Source organism: Permianibacter aggregans (assembly GCF_009756665.1).
GTDB lineage: Bacteria > Pseudomonadota > Gammaproteobacteria > Enterobacterales > Permianibacteraceae > Permianibacter > Permianibacter aggregans.
The window spans coordinates 1061431-1077911 of sequence record NZ_CP037953.1 but is presented as its reverse complement, the minus strand read 5'-3'; the positions used below and the strand labels follow the sequence as shown (position 1 = coordinate 1077911).

The 16481-nt window shown below is 55.6% G+C and carries 15 protein-coding genes and 1 other RNA gene; 13 read left to right on the top strand and 3 right to left on the bottom strand.

Annotated elements, in window-relative coordinates:
- Positions 1 to 9 precede the first annotated feature (9 nt).
- Positions 10 to 2130 (bottom strand): choice-of-anchor B family protein, encoded by a 2121-nt coding sequence (locus tag E2H98_RS04965; RefSeq protein WP_162848216.1) that lies wholly within the window; start codon positions 2128 to 2130, stop codon positions 10 to 12.
- A 105-nt stretch (positions 2131 to 2235) separates the two neighbouring features.
- Here E2H98_RS04965 and E2H98_RS04960 point away from each other — a divergent pair, with 105 nt between their 5' ends.
- Both E2H98_RS04960 and E2H98_RS04955 read left to right on the top strand, forming a co-directional pair.
- Entirely contained in the window at positions 2236 to 2664 is a 429-nt protein-coding gene (locus tag E2H98_RS04960) for an HIT domain-containing protein (RefSeq protein ID WP_133593075.1), read from the top strand.
- A gap of 262 nt (positions 2665 to 2926) precedes the next feature.
- Entirely contained in the window at positions 2927 to 3565 is a 639-nt protein-coding gene (locus E2H98_RS04955) for a NirD/YgiW/YdeI family stress tolerance protein (protein WP_133593077.1), read from the top strand.
- Between the two features lie 48 nt (positions 3566 to 3613).
- Here E2H98_RS04955 and E2H98_RS04950 read toward each other — a convergent pair whose 3' ends face one another.
- Complete coding sequence (locus E2H98_RS04950) at positions 3614 to 4030, bottom strand: hypothetical protein (RefSeq protein WP_133593079.1); 417 nt, start codon at positions 4028 to 4030, stop codon at positions 3614 to 3616.
- Between the two features lie 13 nt (positions 4031 to 4043).
- Positions 4044 to 4694 carry a hypothetical protein gene (locus E2H98_RS04945; protein WP_133593081.1) on the bottom strand — a complete coding sequence of 217 codons (651 nt, stop codon included), beginning with the start codon at positions 4692 to 4694 and terminating at the stop codon, positions 4044 to 4046.
- Positions 4695 to 4779: 85 nt separating this feature from the next.
- Between E2H98_RS04945 and rnpB the strand changes: the two genes are divergently transcribed.
- The 11 genes from rnpB to murG all read left to right on the top strand — a co-directional run bounded on the left by rnpB (position 4780) and on the right by murG (position 16479).
- An RNA gene (gene rnpB / locus E2H98_RS04940) (RNase P RNA component class A) lies at positions 4780 to 5130 on the top strand.
- A 318-nt stretch (positions 5131 to 5448) separates the two neighbouring features.
- The gene (mraZ, locus tag E2H98_RS04935) at positions 5449 to 5949 is read left to right on the top strand and encodes a division/cell wall cluster transcriptional repressor MraZ (RefSeq protein ID WP_232475462.1); all 501 of its coding nucleotides are present in this window, start codon (positions 5449 to 5451) and stop codon (positions 5947 to 5949) included.
- 12 nt (positions 5950 to 5961) lie between these two features.
- Positions 5962 to 6879 (top strand): 16S rRNA (cytosine(1402)-N(4))-methyltransferase RsmH, encoded by a 918-nt coding sequence (gene rsmH, locus E2H98_RS04930; RefSeq protein ID WP_133593083.1) that lies wholly within the window; start codon positions 5962 to 5964, stop codon positions 6877 to 6879.
- Entirely contained in the window at positions 6876 to 7199 is a 324-nt protein-coding gene (gene ftsL / locus E2H98_RS04925; RefSeq protein WP_133593085.1) for a cell division protein FtsL, read from the top strand. The genes rsmH and ftsL overlap by 4 nt, the downstream gene beginning before the upstream one ends.
- Complete coding sequence (locus tag E2H98_RS04920) at positions 7192 to 8931, top strand: peptidoglycan D,D-transpeptidase FtsI family protein (RefSeq protein WP_133593087.1); 1740 nt, start codon at positions 7192 to 7194, stop codon at positions 8929 to 8931. The genes ftsL and E2H98_RS04920 overlap by 8 nt, the downstream gene beginning before the upstream one ends.
- Before the next feature lies 1 nt (position 8932).
- Positions 8933 to 10402: a UDP-N-acetylmuramoyl-L-alanyl-D-glutamate--2,6-diaminopimelate ligase gene (locus E2H98_RS04915; protein WP_133593145.1), complete on the top strand. Its 1470-nt coding sequence runs from the start codon at positions 8933 to 8935 to the stop codon at positions 10400 to 10402.
- A complete protein-coding gene (locus E2H98_RS04910) occupies positions 10399 to 11787 on the top strand; it encodes a UDP-N-acetylmuramoyl-tripeptide--D-alanyl-D-alanine ligase (protein WP_133593089.1) in 1389 nt (462 codons plus the stop codon). The genes E2H98_RS04915 and E2H98_RS04910 overlap by 4 nt, the downstream gene beginning before the upstream one ends.
- Complete coding sequence (mraY, locus tag E2H98_RS04905; RefSeq protein ID WP_133593091.1) at positions 11787 to 12869, top strand: phospho-N-acetylmuramoyl-pentapeptide-transferase; 1083 nt, start codon at positions 11787 to 11789, stop codon at positions 12867 to 12869. The genes E2H98_RS04910 and mraY overlap by 1 nt, the downstream gene beginning before the upstream one ends.
- 9 nt (positions 12870 to 12878) lie before the next feature.
- Positions 12879 to 14222 carry a UDP-N-acetylmuramoyl-L-alanine--D-glutamate ligase gene (gene murD, locus E2H98_RS04900; protein WP_133593093.1) on the top strand — a complete coding sequence of 448 codons (1344 nt, stop codon included), beginning with the start codon at positions 12879 to 12881 and terminating at the stop codon, positions 14220 to 14222.
- Positions 14219 to 15403, top strand: a complete 1185-nt coding sequence (ftsW, locus tag E2H98_RS04895; protein ID WP_133593095.1) for a putative lipid II flippase FtsW — start codon at positions 14219 to 14221, stop codon at positions 15401 to 15403. Before murD ends, ftsW begins: the two co-directional genes overlap by 4 nt.
- Positions 15400 to 16479 (top strand): undecaprenyldiphospho-muramoylpentapeptide beta-N-acetylglucosaminyltransferase, encoded by a 1080-nt coding sequence (murG, locus tag E2H98_RS04890; protein ID WP_133593097.1) that lies wholly within the window; start codon positions 15400 to 15402, stop codon positions 16477 to 16479. Before ftsW ends, murG begins: the two co-directional genes overlap by 4 nt.
- The last annotated feature ends 2 nt before the right edge of the window (positions 16480 to 16481 follow it).

Sequence of the window (16481 nt, the reverse complement as noted above, 5' to 3'; positions counted from 1 at the left end):
GCTGAGAAGTTAGCGGCGTAGGTTTCGACGCCAGCCAAGTACCAGCATCAAGGCGAGTAAAGCGGTGCCGAAGCTGCCGCCACCACCGCCGCTGTCGGCGGGGGGCGTCGTGGGCGGCGGCGTTGTGCTGGCCGTTTCATTATCACGAATCGTGACTTGCACACGCTCCGGCGAACCGATCAACGCACCGCCTTGAATATTGCGCAGCTCGACAGTGAACACTTCATCGTTCTCATCGGTGCTGTCATCGGTGATGTTCAACGTAATAGTTTTGTCGCCGGTGTCGCCTTCGGCCCAGTTCAAGGTGCCGCTCGCAGCCTGATAATCGCTGCCGGCGGTGGCGCTGACATCGATGCTTTGGTAGTTGACACTAACGGCGCCGGTTGAGCCGCTTCGTCGTGAAACGGTCAGCGTGACATTGCCGGCATTTTCCAACGCCGAAGCAGAAGAGCCTGAGAAACGCAGCACGCCGGCGCTGGGGTTGGCGCTGCCGGTGTTATCTTTCAACAAGAACAAGCCGAACTCGATATCGCTGACGGCAATGGTGCCGCTCGGCAAGTACGGATAAGTGCCCCAGGCGCCGTTAAATTGCGGGGAGTTTTCCGCTGGTGAAGCGAAGGTATCAAAGTAGCCGACTTCACTTAAGTTGGCCGGAGCGCTGCTGTCGAGAATGACCAGGCCGCGACGATAATTGGAAACGAAATAACGATTGCCGCGGTTGAAACCATTGTGGTCGATCGCCGCAGTTGGTCCAGTTAAAGTGCCGACCAAACTTGGCGCCCGCAGGTTGGCGATATTCAGCGTGCGAAAGGTAGTGTTCAAGCCGCGATTGCGCTCGTCCAGTTCGTCATGAACGATGATGTGTTGTTTATCAGCCGTCCACCAACCGGAATGCGTGTAACCGTTGTCTGGGTAGGGTGTGCTCGACAGCAAGGCCGGCGCATTTTTCTCGGTGACATCGTAAATGTCGACGGTGTTTTCATTAAAGTCGAGCAGCAGCTCACAAGGATTGTGATTGTTGACGCATTGACTGGTGCGGGCATCATCGATCACCAGGCTGCTGGCATCGTGAATATAACCGGCGCCAGCCGGTGCACTGCCGAGCAGATTGGGCGCAACCGGATTCGACAAGCCATACAAACGCCAACTGCCGTTGCCATTGTTACTGCCGGAAATAATCAGGTACGGCTGCACGCCGGGCAAGGCGACACCGGTTGAGTAATCGGTGTTGGCAAGATACACGTTGTGGGCACTGGCAAAATCATTCAAGGTCGCGACCAAGGAAATCTGATTCGGCAATTGCGACAAGTCAATGACATGCATGCCTTGTGAGGCTTCGGTCGTCACATAGGCGTAGGCCTTGTATTGATCGTTATCGCTGTACTGATAAACCTTGACGTCGCGCCAAACGGAACTCATGCCGGTAATGGTGCCGACTTCGCGCGGGGCTTGCGGATTGGTGACGTCGAAAACGGCGGTGCCGTTTTGCAAGCCGATCAAAATATATTCGCGCTGATCATTCAGACTCTGGAAACCCCAGATATCGTTGGCGGCATTCGGTCGGCTCGACATTTCTGCCAACGGGATGTGGTAGATCAAATCGACATTGTGGCAGGGATAATTGTTGGCCATGCCGGATACGCAGCTTGCTGGTCCTTCCGGCTTGCTGGTATTGGCGCTATAAATATCGAGCTGTTTTTGCGTGGCGATCGACAGTTTGATCGCCGGGCCTTTCTCATCCTGCAACAAACGGAATCCGCGATTGGCCAATGCCTCACGATACTCATGTGGCACACCAGCAATCGTGGAAATATGTTGGCCGGGTTGTGCCTGCTTGAACTGATCGGTGGTGGTGTAGCCGCCGCGCACCGGTACCATATCGCTCAACAGGAAAAAGATATCTTGTTCCGATACCGGGTAATGTCCCGCTGCGACCCGAATGCTATCGCCTTTGCCTGACTGATTGGCGGCATAAGCGATGGTTTTGCACGGAGTGCTCGGTTTGGCGCATTCACCGACGTCTTTGCCGTTCTCGGCGACAAAGCGGATCGGATGGCCGCCGCTGTGAGCCCATACTCCTGCGCTAATCAAACCTGCCATCAGCGCGGCAAGTGACGGAAGCTTTGACATCTCTAGGTCCTTGTAGATGAAGTGGATAACCTCCGAATCTAAGCGGGCCTCCAAGCACCTGGCAAGGTATAATTCCCGCTTTGCGAAAAAATTCTCCGGTGCCGTATGTCCGAACCGTTTTCCCTGCATCCGCAATTGGCCGCTGATACGCTGGTGTTAGGCGATTGGCCGCTCTGTCGCTTGCTGTGGATGAACGATCAGCACTATCCCTGGCTGATTCTGGTACCGCGTAGAGCTAATATCCGGGAAAGTTTTCAACTGGAATTTGGCGACCAGCAACAACTCTGGCTGGAGTCTCTGGCAGCCGGAAAAGCCCTGATGCAACATTTTGCTGGCGATAAGCTGAATGTCGCCGCGCTGGGCAATATGGTGCCGCAATTACATTGGCATCATATCGTTCGATTCAAAACCGATCCGGCCTGGCCGGCACCGGTGTGGGGGAAATTTCCACCAAAACCCTATACCAGCGAACAGCAATTGGGGCTTATGCCGAAGTTGCGCGTGTGTTTTGCCCAAGCCTTTCCGCTCAGCTGAATCCATCAGCTGCTTTTTACAACAATCCGCAATAAAAATATCGATGGTGGCGCAATCGTCATGGGTTTTGCTTGCTGACTGGTGGATACCGAGCAAATGCTCGGCAAACCCGAATATGAGAGGCGGCAACAATATTGAACCAATGTGACTCGTTATTTTTTATTGCTGAACAGGCGAAAATGTTGTCGTTCTTCTTTGCGAGCAATGAGTGCTTGTTCGATACGCACATTGCTCTGACTCATCGGCCAACAAGGAGGATAAAATGAGTGGTAGCAAACTGAAAACAAGCTTGACCGTTGTCGCGGCCGCGTTATTCAGTATGGCGGCGGTAGCGGATAACCCCTACATGAAAGCCAATAATACTTGGATTAGTGTTAGCGGTACCGTAGAGTCGGTGTCCGATGATACGTTTATGCTGGATTACGGCAAGGGAACGATTACTGTCGAAATGGATGATGGCGATCGTGATGCCGATGCCTACAAGTTGCTGCGTGGAGACGAAGTAACGGTGACCGGTATGGTCGATAAGGATTTTTATGAAAAGACGACCATCGAAGCCAGCAGTATCTACGTCAAAAATATCGATACCTATTTCTATTCCAGCGCCATGGATGAAGAGGACGCGGTCATTGCCTATTCGATACCGTTGCCTCCGGCGACAACTTTGGTTCAAGGTACGATTACCAAGGTCAATGATAATGACTTCGTGCTGGACACCGGCTTGCGCTCGGTGACTGTCGAAGTTGACGAGATGGCCTACAATCCGTTGGATGACAAAGGTTATCAGAAGCTCGATAAAGGTGATGTCGTTCGAGTGTCCGGTAATTTGGAACCGGATATTTTCAAAGGCCGGGTATTTGAGGCCAGCTATGTAACGACTTTGGTCGACACTAAGCGCTAATAAAAGTCGCGCGAAAAAAAGGCAGCTTTTCAGTTGCCTTTTTTGTGCTTAATCACCACCTTTATCTTTCTTCTTCGAATTGTTAACCGGCGTCGTTATCGGTGTCGGTGTACTCGGCAGCCTGAGTGTTGCCGGTGGCGCGGCTTGCGGACTGCGCGGCAAATTGGCGGCGGTTGGCGCTCGATAACCTGGCGGCTCGGTCATGCAGATGCCGCTGCCATTCGGTTGCTGAACGCAAACGGTGCCGCTGGCGCAGCGTGCGCGTGTGTAACGCTCGCTGGCGTCAACGAGCATAACTCCATCCCGGCCATCGCAGATCTGCGTGCTGTGCGCGCCGCGGAAAAATCCGTGGGTGTTAACGTCGCAGTCTTCATCATGATCTTGCGCATCCTGGATTTTGACATTGCCAGGAAAACGATTTGGGTCATTGTCGTCGCAATCATCGCCACCGCAGCGTATCGCCATATGGTCATCACCATCACGATCTTCGCGGCATTTCGCAGCGCTTGGCGCGTTCGTTACACAGTTCGCCGCAACGGCACGGCGAAATACCGCCGAGGCAACCACGCACATCAGCGCTGGCATTACTCGGTGCACAACGTTCCGGGCCATCGCAGTATCGGCCGTCGTGGCAATCACTGTCGCGCGCGCAGAGAGCGTTGACTTCCACTTGCGTGTTGATGCCACCCATCCAGCGCGTTTGATCGTTTTCCAAACGGAAGCCGGCTTCGTCAGTGCGGTCGCCATAACGAATGACATGCACGCGGCGGATATCGGTATCGTATTGTTCCTGAATCAAATCGCCTTGGGCGCCGTGCCATTCCAGGCCCCATTCGATGACATCGCCGTAACGAATCGCTGGGCTGACGGTAATGTCCATTTGTTTGCGATGACCGCCGGGCCAGGCTTCGCGGCTGCGATTCAAATCGAATTTTCGGGTTTGACCAACACGCAGTTTGAATACCAGCAACAGTTGGCCGCCACCACGAATATCGTCGCCGCCGAGTTCAATAGTGACGTTGAAGTTTTCCGTTTCCCGCACTTGCTGCTGCGCAACCGGTTCGAGTCCGGCGGAGGCCGTCGCGGTAACCATCAACATCCATAGCGCTGACCACCATGCTTTGCCCATCGCCTTTACTCCCTCAGTCGTTATTGTTGGTCGCTGCCAGTATCCACGATGGGCGTTTGCCGGCAAAGTGTTTACAATGCGCGCCGGAGTCGGCCAGACAGTCGCTGGCGCGCAAGCGCTGGAGGAAAGTCCGGACTTCACAGGGCAGAGTGCGAGATAACGTCTCGACGGTGCGAGCCGATGGAAAGTGCAACAGAAAGCAAACCGCCGATGTCACCGCAAGGTGGCAGGTAAGGGTGAAACGGTGCGGTAAGAGCGCACCGCGTCGCTGGCAACAGTCGACGGCACGGCAAACCCCACTCGAAGCAAGACCAAATAGGCACTCATTGGCGTGGCCCGCGCTGAGTGCGGGTAGGTTGCTTGAGCCGTAAGGTGACTTACGGCCCAGATGAATGACTGTCCCCGACAGAATCCGGCTTATCGGCCGACTCCGACCTCTTCCTTTCCTGCTGCCATGCCCATCCGTTAACCTTTTGTAAAATCAATAACTTAGTACAAGCCCATCAGTTAGGGAATTTCACCCGAAGGGCCGGAATTGCTGGCCTCCTTGGCCACAACTTAAAGTAACTTCTCATGATCATTCCTTAACACAATGAATTTGTTTTTCTTCTTGAATTTGACCTTGCTCCGGCTTTCGCTGATCTGAGCTAAGTCATTGTCTTTAAAGCGATATTTCCTCACAAAAGCACGGAAATTTGCTTGACGCCGATCTGGCCCATTCCTATAGTGTCGAAAAGTGGGGAAAGGTGTTGATTTGTGGATCAATCAGCACTCACTTGCCCAAGAGACCACTAAACCGAGCGAAGGACATCACTTGTTTCGCGGCGCCAGTTCCATCTCCATCGATGCCAAGGGTCGGATAGCCATGCCGGCCCGGCATCGTGACGCGTTGCAAAACCTGTGCGAAGGCCAATTGGTTGTCACTCGTGACTTGAGCCTGCCCTGCCTGCTGGTGTTCCCAATGCCGGCCTGGGAGCGGTTGGAGGCCGACCTCGACAAGCTGTCGAACACCAACCCGACCCATCAGCGCGTCAAACGCATCCTGATGGGGTTTGCCACCGAGGTGGGTGTCGATTCGGCTGGTCGCATTCTGTTGCCAGCGGTGCTGCGTGAACAGGCAACGCTCGACAAGGATGCAATGCTGGTCGGTCAGGGCAAGGTCTTTCAGCTCTGGGATGCGGCGCGCTGGCAAGAGCAGATCCGCACCGATATCGATGCGCACGCGGCGGACGACTTACCGCATTTGTCGTTCTGACCGGAGCCGGCCATGCATGAATCGGTACTCCTGCACGAATCGCTGGCAGCACTGAACGTACACGCCGACGGCATCTATGTCGATGCCACGTTCGGACGTGGTGGTCACAGCGGCGAAATATTGAAATTACTCGGCGAGCGCGGCCGTTTGTTGGCGTTCGACCGTGATCCACAGGCCGTGCAGGTCGCCAAACAACAGTTTGCCGACGATGCCCGGTTCGAAATCATTGCCGAGCCCTTTTCGGCGATGAGCAGGGAGCTAAGCGCCCGCGACCTGATGGGCAAGGTCAACGGCATTTTGATGGATTTGGGTGTCTCATCGCCGCAACTGGATGAAGCGGCACGAGGTTTCAGTTTTATGCGTGACGGCGAACTCGACATGCGCATGGACCCAACCCGGGGTTTCAGCGCAGCAGAATTTATCGCAACGGCCAAGGAAAGCGACTTGGCCGACGTCATTTATCGCCTCGGTGAAGATCGGCAATCACGTCGCATCGCTCGCGCCATCGTCACTGCCCGGCAGGTCGAACCGATTACTCGCACTCTGCAACTGGCGAAAATCGTCGCCGATGCACTGCCGCGCCACGAGAAACACAAACACCCGGCGACGCGTACTTTCCTGGCGCTACGTTTATACGTCAATGACGAACTCGGTGAAGTCGAACGGACGCTGCCGCAAGCGGTTGACGCCTTGGCTGCTCAAGGCCGCTTGGCGGTGATCAGTTTTCATTCGCTTGAAGATCGCATCGTCAAACTTTATCTGCGTGATGAAGCACGCGGCCCGCAACTGCCGAAAGATTTGCCGGTGCGCGATCAGGAAATCAAACGCCGAATCAAACTCGTCGACAAAATCATGCCTGGCGAAGCCGAGCTGAAAGTCAACCCACGCGCACGCAGCGCAGTGCTTCGAGTGGCGGAGCGTATCCGATGAGTGCGCGGCGACCGACACCCTCACTAGTGCGACTGATCCTGGCCAGCGTCAAAAGCGTTGGCTTTGGCGTATTGGTGCTGGCGTTGTTGACGTTCAGTTCCGCAGTGCTGGTGGTTTGGAGTGCGCACGAAACGCGCATGGCGCGGGCCGAACTGGAAAAACTCGAACGTCAGCGCGACGAGCTCGACAACGATTACCGCGAATTGAAGCTGGCGCAGGCGGCCTTGGCCGAACACAGCCGCGTCGATGTTATCGCCAAGCAAAAACTCGACATGGAGCGGGTCTCGGCCGAAAACGAAAAGGTGGTGCAGCATGACTGATACGCGCCGCCAATATCCGTTTTATGCCTGGCGCTTCTGGTTCCTCGGCGGCGTCTTGCTGCTGGGTTTTGTCGCATTGATGGCGCGTGCCGCTTATCTGCAAACGATCAACACCAGCTTTCTGCAACAGCAAAGCGACTCACGCGCGCTGCGCGATCTGCCGATCACCAGCTATCGCGGCACCATTACCGACCGTCATGGCGAAGAGCTGGCAGTCAGCATCGAAGTCGAATCGGTGTTTCTCGATCCGAAAGAAATTATTGAGAAGCACGATCCGGAAGGCATGCGCAAAGGCAAAGCCTGGAATCAGCTGGCTGTTGTGCTGTTCGGCAAAAAGCCGCACGAGCTGAACAAATTGGTGGACGCCAATGCCAGTCGCCAATTTGTCTGGGCGAAACGGCAATTGGCACCGGAAGAAGCCGAGCTGGTGCGCATGCTGAATCTACCCGGCGTGCATCTGGTGCGTGAATTCCGTCGTTACTATCCGCACGGAGAAATCAGTGCTCACGTAGTTGGCTTTACCGACATTGATGAGCGCGGCATCGAAGGGATCGAGCGTGCGTTTGACAAGGAGCTGACCGCGGCCCATGGTGCCGAGCGCAAGATCATGGATCGCCGTCGTCGTGTCGTCGAAGATCATGGCGTGATCAAAAAAGCGCAACCTGGGCAAGACATCACGCTGGCCATCGACAGCCGCATTCAAACCATCGCCTATCAGGAATTGAAAAAATCGGTGCGCGAACATCGCGCCCGTTCCGGTTCGATTGTCATTCTCGACGTTCTCACTGGCGAAGTGCTGGCGATGGTCAATCAGCCGTCGTACAACCCGAACAAGCGTCAGGACCGGCCACTCGGTGCCACCCGCAACCGTGCCATCACTGACACCTTTGAGCCGGGCTCGACGGCGAAACCGATCACCGTGGTCAGCGCCTTGGAAAGCGGCTTGTACAAACCGAAAAGCATTATTGATACCCGCCCTGGTTACATGCGTGTCGGCGGTTCCTGGGTGCGCGATGATGGCCACAATTACGGCGTGCTCGATTTGGCTGGCGTCATTCGCAAATCCAGCAACGTTGGTGTCGCGCAAATGGCCTTGGCGATGCCGAAAGAACATTTTCTCGGTACCTTTCAGCGCTTGGGTTTCGGCGTACCGATCAACACCGGTTTTCCCGGCGAAAGTCCGGGCCGCCTGATTCTGGAAAAACGTTGGTCGAAATTTGAATTGGCCACCGTTTCCTATGGTTATGGCTTCACGACAACGCCGCTGCAGTTGGCGCGCGCGTACGCGACCTTGGCTGGCGGTGGCATTCAAAAACCGGTGTCATTTTTGAAAGTGCGCGACGGCGTCGTTGGCCAGCAGGTGCTCGATGAACAAATCGCCAAGTCGGTACTCAATATGATGGAAGAAGTAACGACCGATGGCACCGGAAAACTGGCACAGGTACAGGGTTATCGTGTTTCCGGCAAAACCGGCACGATTCGCAAGGCAACGGCCGGCGGTTACAGCTCCGATTATCAGGCGGTGTTTGCCGGTGTGGCGCCAGTCAAAAACCCGCGGTTGGTCATGGTCGCGATGATCGATGAACCGGCTGGTGACCGCTATTACGGCGGTAATGTCGCCGCGCCGGTATTCAGCGTCGTCATGGATCAGGCGCTGCGTTTGATCAACGTGACGCCAGATGGCGAAGCGCAAAAATTTGTCCAGACCGGACGGGAGGCTAACGATGTCTGAGATGACGTTAGCTGATTTGCTGCAAGGTTTCGCACCCGTTGTCGCCGAGCGCCTGCAAAAAGTGCCGGTGTCACGACTGACGCAAGACAGCCGCGAAATCACCGCCGGTGATCTGTTTGTTGCGCTGAGTGGCGGCACGTTTGATGGCCGCCAATTTGTCGAGCAGGCGCTGAACAAAGGCGCGATAGCCGCGCTGGTGGAAGGCGATAAAACGCAACACGATTTTGAAATTGCTGTGCCGGACCTGCGCACGAAATTATCGGCCATTGCCGGTCGCTTGTATGGTGATGCCTCGCAGGAGCTCGACGTTTATGCCGTGACCGGCACCAATGGCAAAACCACGATCAGCCAATTGCTGGCCGCCGCGCTGACGCAACTTGATGGTCCTTGTGCGGTCATGGGTACGCTCGGCAATGGCTTGTATGGTTCGTTGCAACCAAGCCGGCATACGACGATGGATGCCATCGCCATGCAAGCGAGCTTGCGCGAGTTGCGAAAACAAGGCGCCAAACAAGTCGCCATGGAAGTGTCTTCGCATGGCCTCGATCAGGGCCGCGTTGCCGCGGTCAAATTCGATGTCGCGGTGTTCACCAATCTGACTCGCGATCATCTTGATTATCACGGCACGATGGAGCGCTACGGCGAAGCCAAACGCAAGTTGTTCGTCTGGCCTTCCGTCAAACACGTCGTGATCAATGCTGATGATGCGTTCGGTCGGCAATTGTTGGCTGACCAAGGCATTACTGCGCAGAAATGGGCTTACGGCATCCGTCCGCAACAAGTAGGCAATATTGCCGGTTACATTCACGCCGAAAAAATTCATTACAGCCACGATGGCATTCTCGCCGAGATTGTCACGCCCTGGGGTCGGCGCTTGCTGCAAAGCCCCTTGCTAGGCGAATTCAATTTAAGCAATTTGCTGGCGGCGCTAACGGCATTGTGCGCGCAAGGTTATGCGCTCGAAGATGTCGCCACCGTGCTTGGCACGGTGCCACCTATTGCTGGCCGTATGGAGCGTTTTGGTGGTGATAAAGTGCCGCTCGTCGTTGTCGATTATGCTCACACGCCGGATGCGCTGGAAAAAGCGCTGCTGGCTTTGCGCCTGCACACAATGGGTAAAGTCGCTGTGGTCTTCGGTTGCGGCGGTGATCGCGATCGCGGCAAGCGTCCTGAGATGGGCGCGATAGCCGAGAAGCTCGCCGATTTGGTCGTGCTCAGCAATGACAATCCGCGCACCGAACAGCCCGAGCAAATTGCCGCTGATATCCGCGCCGGCATGGCGAACGCCGATGCCGTGACCTTCATTGCCGATCGGCCGCAAGCGATTGCCAAGGCATTTGCTGAACTCGGTCAACACGATGGCCTGCTGCTGGCTGGTAAAGGCCATGAATCCTATATGGATGCTGCTGGTGTACGCACACCGTATAGCGAAGTAGCCGTGGTCAGAAAATTATTGGAGCAGGCGTCATGATCAAACTTGACCTGCAGACGGTTGCCGAAGCTTGCCATGGCGAGTTGCAAGGTGAAAATCTGACGTTTCTTGGCGTCGGCACCGATACCCGCGCTGACCTGCGCGGTAAATTGTTTATCGCGATCAAAGGCGAGCGATTTGACGCTCATGATTTTGTCAGCAAAGCCGAAGAGCAGGGCGCGATTGCCCTGTTGGTCGCGCGCGCCGTGGAATCCGCCTTACCGCAAGTTATTGTCGCGGATACCCGCATCGCGATGGGCGAGTTGGCCCGGCACTGGCGCGAGCATCTGGCGCTGAAAGTGGTCGGATTAACCGGCTCGGTTGGCAAAACCACGGTCAAGGAAATGCTCGCCAGTATTCTGCGTACCGATGCCCCAACGCTGGCGACCAAGGGCAATTTCAACAACGATATCGGTGTGCCGCTGACGCTGTTTGATTTGTCCGGTGCCCACAAATACGCCGTGATCGAGATGGGGGCCAATCATAAAGGCGAAATTGGCTACTGCGCCGGTATTGCCAAGCCCAATGTCGCGCTGATCACGAAGATTGCGCCAGCCCATCTGGAAGGTTTCGGTTCGATTGAAGGTGTCGCTCACGCCAAATCGGAAATCTATCAGGCGCTGAGCAGCGATGGCATTGCCGTGCTGAACAATGAAATCGCGTTCAAAGGCATTGTCGAGAAAGCCATCGGCGGCCGTCGCTGTATTCGCTATGGTCTGCATAAAGATCACAACGATTTATATGCTGATCAGATTTCGCTGGATGATAGTGGTTGCGCGCGCTTTACCCTGCACTGTGCAGGTGAACAGATGCGCGTGCAGTTGACCCTACCCGGCGAACACAATGTCAGCAACGCGCTCGCCGCAGCGGGCGCCGCCCATGCCTTGCGGTTTTCACTGGAAAAAATCGCTACCGGTTTGGCGCAAACGCCAAGCGTCAAGGGCCGAGTCAATCAGCGCCAGGCGGAAAACGGTGCGCTGGTTATCGACGACACCTACAACGCCAATCTGACTTCGATGTGCGCGGCATTGGATTTGCTGGCCAGTAAGCCGACGCAAACCATCGCCATACTCGGTGATATGGGTGAACTTGGCGAAGCGGCGGTGGAGATGCATCGTGAAGTGGGTCAATACGCCAAGAGCAAAAATATTGCCGCGTTGTACACCCTTGGCAACTTGAGCGAGCAGATGAGCAAAGCCTTTGGCGCCGGTGCTCGCCATTTCACCTCTATCGACGAACTCAATGCGCATTTGCAGAAAACCCTGACCGGTCGTGAAGCGATTCTGGTCAAGGGGTCACGCAGCGCCAAAATGGAACGCGTTGTCGCCGCCTTATGTGGTGATGAGCAACCCGCAACAAAACAAGAACAACGGGAGACACGCTGATGTTGTTATGGCTGGCTCAATATCTGCAGCAATTCAACAGTGGATTCAACGTCTTCAATTATCTGACGTTCCGAACCATTCTGGGCGTGCTGACGGCATTGATGATTTCCTTGCTGATTGGCCCGAAAATGATCGCCTGGCTGACTCGGGTTAAAGTTGGGCAGACGGTGCGTACCGACGGTCCGCAAACGCATTTGACCAAGTCCGGCACACCGACGATGGGCGGCACACTGATTCTGGTGGCCATTGCCATCAGTACGCTGCTCTGGGCCAATCTGAACAATCGTTTTGTCTGGGTGGTGTTGCTGGTGACGATGGCGTTCGGTGTCATTGGTTTTGCTGACGATTACATCAAGCTGGTCAGAAAAGATCCGAAAGGTTTGATCGCGCGCTGGAAATATTTCTGGCAATCGGTAGTCGGTATCGCCGCCGCGGTATTCCTGTATCAGAACGCGCAATCGCCAGCGGAAACAACCTTGATCATTCCGTTTTTCAAAACCGTGTTGGTGCCGCTCGGCGCCTTTTACATGGTGTTTACTTATTTCGTCATTGTCGGCACCAGCAACGCCGTCAATCTGACCGACGGCCTTGATGGTCTGGCGATTGTGCCGACGGTGATGGTTGCGGGCGCACTCGCGGTATTCGCTTACGCAACCGGTAACACCAACTTCGCCAGCTATCTGCAAATTCCGTACATCGCTGGTGTCGGCGAAGTGGCGATTTTCTGCGGTGCCATTGTCGGTGCGGGTTTGGGATTTCTCTGGTTCAACACCTACCCGGCGATGGTATTCATGGGCGATGTTGGCGCGTTGGCCCTTGGCGCCGCGCTCGGCACCGTTGCCGTGTTGGTGCGTCAGGAATTGGTGCTGTTTGTCATGGGTGGCGTGTTCGTCATGGAAACGGTTTCGGTCATGGTGCAGGTGGCGTCATTCAAATTGACTGGTCGGCGCGTGTTCCGGATGGCGCCGATTCACCACCACTTTGAACTGAAAGGTTGGCCGGAGCCGCGCGTTATCGTCCGGTTCTGGATTATCACGGTCATTCTGGTGCTGGCCGGTTTGGCGACACTGAAGATTCGGTAAGCGAAAACGATGAGCGGAACGCACCCACCACTAAACGTCATCGTCGGTCTTGGTAAGACCGGCGTCGCCGTTGCCCGCTATTTGCAGGCACGTGGGGAGCGCTTTGCCGTTACCGATAGCCGCGTGCAGCCGCCGGGCCTTGATGAATTGAAAACAATTAACCCGCAAGTGCATTGTCTGCTCGGTGATATTTCTGCCGAGCTCTGCAGTAAAGCGGCACGCATCATTTTGTCGCCGGGTATTGCGCTTAGCCACCCGGCGTTGCATCAAGCTCGCGCCGCCGGCGTCGAAATCATCGGCGATATCGAATTGTTCGTGCGCGAAGCGAGATCGCCGATCGTTGCCATTACTGGCTCGAACGGCAAATCGACGGTGACGGCGCTGACCGCACATTTGCTCAATCACGCTCACAAGCGTGCGCTGATTGGCGGCAACTTCGGCACCCCGGCGCTCGACTTGCTGAGCGAAGCGAAACCGGATTTTTACGTGTTGGAGCTGTCCAGCTTCCAATTGGAAACCACGCATAGCCTGTCTGCAGCGGCGGCAGCGGTATTGAATATCAGCGAAGATCATATGGATCGTTACGCCGATATCACCGCCTATGCTGAAGCAAAAGCCCGTATTTACCATCGCGCCAAGGTCGCGGTGTTCAACGCCGACGATCGGGAGACTCAGCGGGAGCTGGAGCGTGCCAAACATCGTGTGGCATTTTCTCTGCTCGATGAAAACGCCGATTACGCGCTGGTACGCATCAACGGCAAACACTGGTTGAGCGCCCATCAGGAACCGTTCATTTCCCAAACTGCACTGCCACTGCAGGGCGATCACAATGCTGCCAATGTGCTAGCCGCTGTCGCGCTTTGCGAAGCCGTTGGCGTGTCGGTAGAAAAACTTCGTGATGGTTTGCGCAGCTTTCAGGGCTTGCCTCATCGCTGCGTACTGGTGCGCGAGCGCGAAGGTGTGCGCTATTTCAATGACTCGAAAGCCACCAATGTCGGTTCAGCACTGGCGGCGATTAACGGCCTCAGCAATGTGGTCGCCGGCAAGATTGTGTTGATCGCGGGCGGCGATGCCAAAGGCCAGGACTTATCGCCATTGACCACCGTGCTGCGTCAACATGTCAGCGCGATGATTTTGATTGGCAAAGACGCCAACCGATTGGCGGCAATCAGTCCAGAACCGGTCACAACGCTGCATGCCGACAGTCTGCATCAAGCCGTCGCCTTGGCTAGCGCTCACGCTCAGGCAGGTGATGTCGTGTTACTGTCGCCGGCCTGCGCCAGCCTCGATATGTTCAAGGATTACGCCGATCGCGGTGACCAATTCACCCGCTTGGTGGAGGCGCTGCCATGAACGCCGTGCTGCAATGGATGCGTACGCCGTTTGCGAAAGCGGCAGAAGCCGATCAAGCGATGTACGACAAACCGCTGTTGATTGCGATCACGCTACTGCTGGCCTTTGGCATTTTAATGGTGACATCGAGTTCGCTGCCATTTGCACTGGAGCGTACCGGTAACGGTTTCTCGTTGGTTTATCGTCACTTGTTTTACTTGGGTCTTGCGCTTGTTGCGTCTGCGGTGGTGCTGAGCCGGCCTAGCGATTCCTGGCAGCAATGGGCCATGCATATGCTGGTGGCTTGCCTGGTGTTGCTGGTGCTGGTGTTGCTGCTTGGCCGCGAAGTCAATGGTGCCAAACGCTGGTTGGGTTTCGGCGGTTTTACCGTGCAGGTATCCGAACTCGCCAAATTGTTTGTGATCATTTATCTCGCTGATTATTTGCAGCGCCGTAATGATTTGCTGCGCACTCGTTTCGAAGGATTTATCCGGCCGCTGATGGTCATCGGGTTTGCGACGTTTCTGTTGCTACTGGAACCGGATTACGGCGCTAGTGTGGTCATCGTCGCGACCTGCTTGACGATGATGTTCCTGGCCGGAGCCAAACTCTGGCAGTTTATTGCACTGTGTCTGGTTGCGGTGGCGATGCTGGCCATTGTCGCGCTGTCGGCGAGTTATCGTTTGCAACGCTTGAAAACCTTCCTCGATCCGTGGGCTGATCCATTTGGTAGTGGTTATCAGCTGACCCAGTCGCTAATCGCATTTGGTCGCGGCGAATGGTTTGGTCAAGGGCTTGGCAATAGCCTGCAGAAACTCGCGTACTTGCCGGAGGCGCACACCGACTTCGTGTTCGCTGTGGTTGCTGAAGAGTTTGGTTTGTTTGGCGTCGTGCTGGTGCTGGCTTTATTCGCCTTTCTGGTGCTGCGCATCCTGCAAATTTCGCAAGCCGCATTGAAAGCCGAAATGCCGTTTCAGTCTTATGCCTGCGCCGGCGTCGCGACCTGGATGGCCTTGCAAGCGATGATCAACGTCGGTGTCGCCAGCGGTGCGTTGCCGACCAAAGGCTTGACGCTGCCATTCATCAGTTATGGCGGTAACGCCATCATCATCAATCTGGTGGCAATGGCTTTTGTTGTTCGCGTTGATTTTGAGCGTCGCTTGCGCAGCGCACCTCCGAAACGTCAGGAGGTCGAGGCATGAGCAAGTGTCTGATGATTGCCGCTGGTGGTACCGGTGGGCATATTTTCCCGGCGATTGCCGTTGCTGATTTGTTGCGTGAACAAGGCTGGCGCATTGTTTGGCTCGGCAGCATTGGCGGCATGGAAGAGCGCCTGGTGCCAATGCAAAACATCGAGCTGCATTTGCTGCCGGTAACCGGTTTGCGCGGCAAGTCGGTGCTGACGTTGTTACTGGCACCATGGCGTATCGTCAAAAGTGTGTGGCTGGCACGTCGCTTGATCAAAAACTCGCAAGTCGATGTGGTGCTCGGTATGGGCGGGTTTGCCAGTGGTCCTGGTGGCATTGCTGCCAAACTCAGTGGCGTACCGTTGTTGTTGCACGAACAAAATGCCATCGCCGGCATGACCAATCGCTATCTGGCGAAACTCGCCAACAAAGTGATGGCGGCGTTTCCGGAAGCTTTCCCGGCCAATGTGAACGTGGATGTCGTTGGTAATCCGGTGCGCAAAGCCATTAGTGCATCGGTACCGAATCCAGCACGTGAATCGCTGCGGGTGCTGGTCGTTGGCGGCAGCCGTGGTGCCGCTGCCTTGAATGAAACGATGCCGGAAGTGATCGCGGCGTTGCGTTCAGCGCTGGTTGAAGTCTGGCATCAGACTGGTAAAGGTCATTTGGAAAAAACGCAGAATTTGTATTTGCGTCAGCTCGACAGCGAACAAATCAAGCGCGTGCAGATCAGTGAATTTATCGACGACATGGCCAGCGCCTATGCCTGGGCCGATGTCGTCGTTTGCCGTGCCGGCGCGCTGACCGTTTCGGAGTTGGCGATGGCCGGCAAACCAGCGATTTTTGTGCCGTATCCGCATGCCGTTGACGACCACCAGTATCACAACGCGCGTTATCTCGCTGACCGTGATGCGTCGTGGATTGTCCGTCAGGGCGCGGAGTTGAAACCGAAATTAATCGAGCGCATGCAAATCTTGCTGAATGATCGTGAGGTGTTGCATACCGCGGCCCAGAAAGCCGCGAGCCTGGCACAGCCGCTAGCCGGCCGGCAGGTGGCTGAAGCTTGCGTCGCGTTGGCGCAAGGAGTGTAACG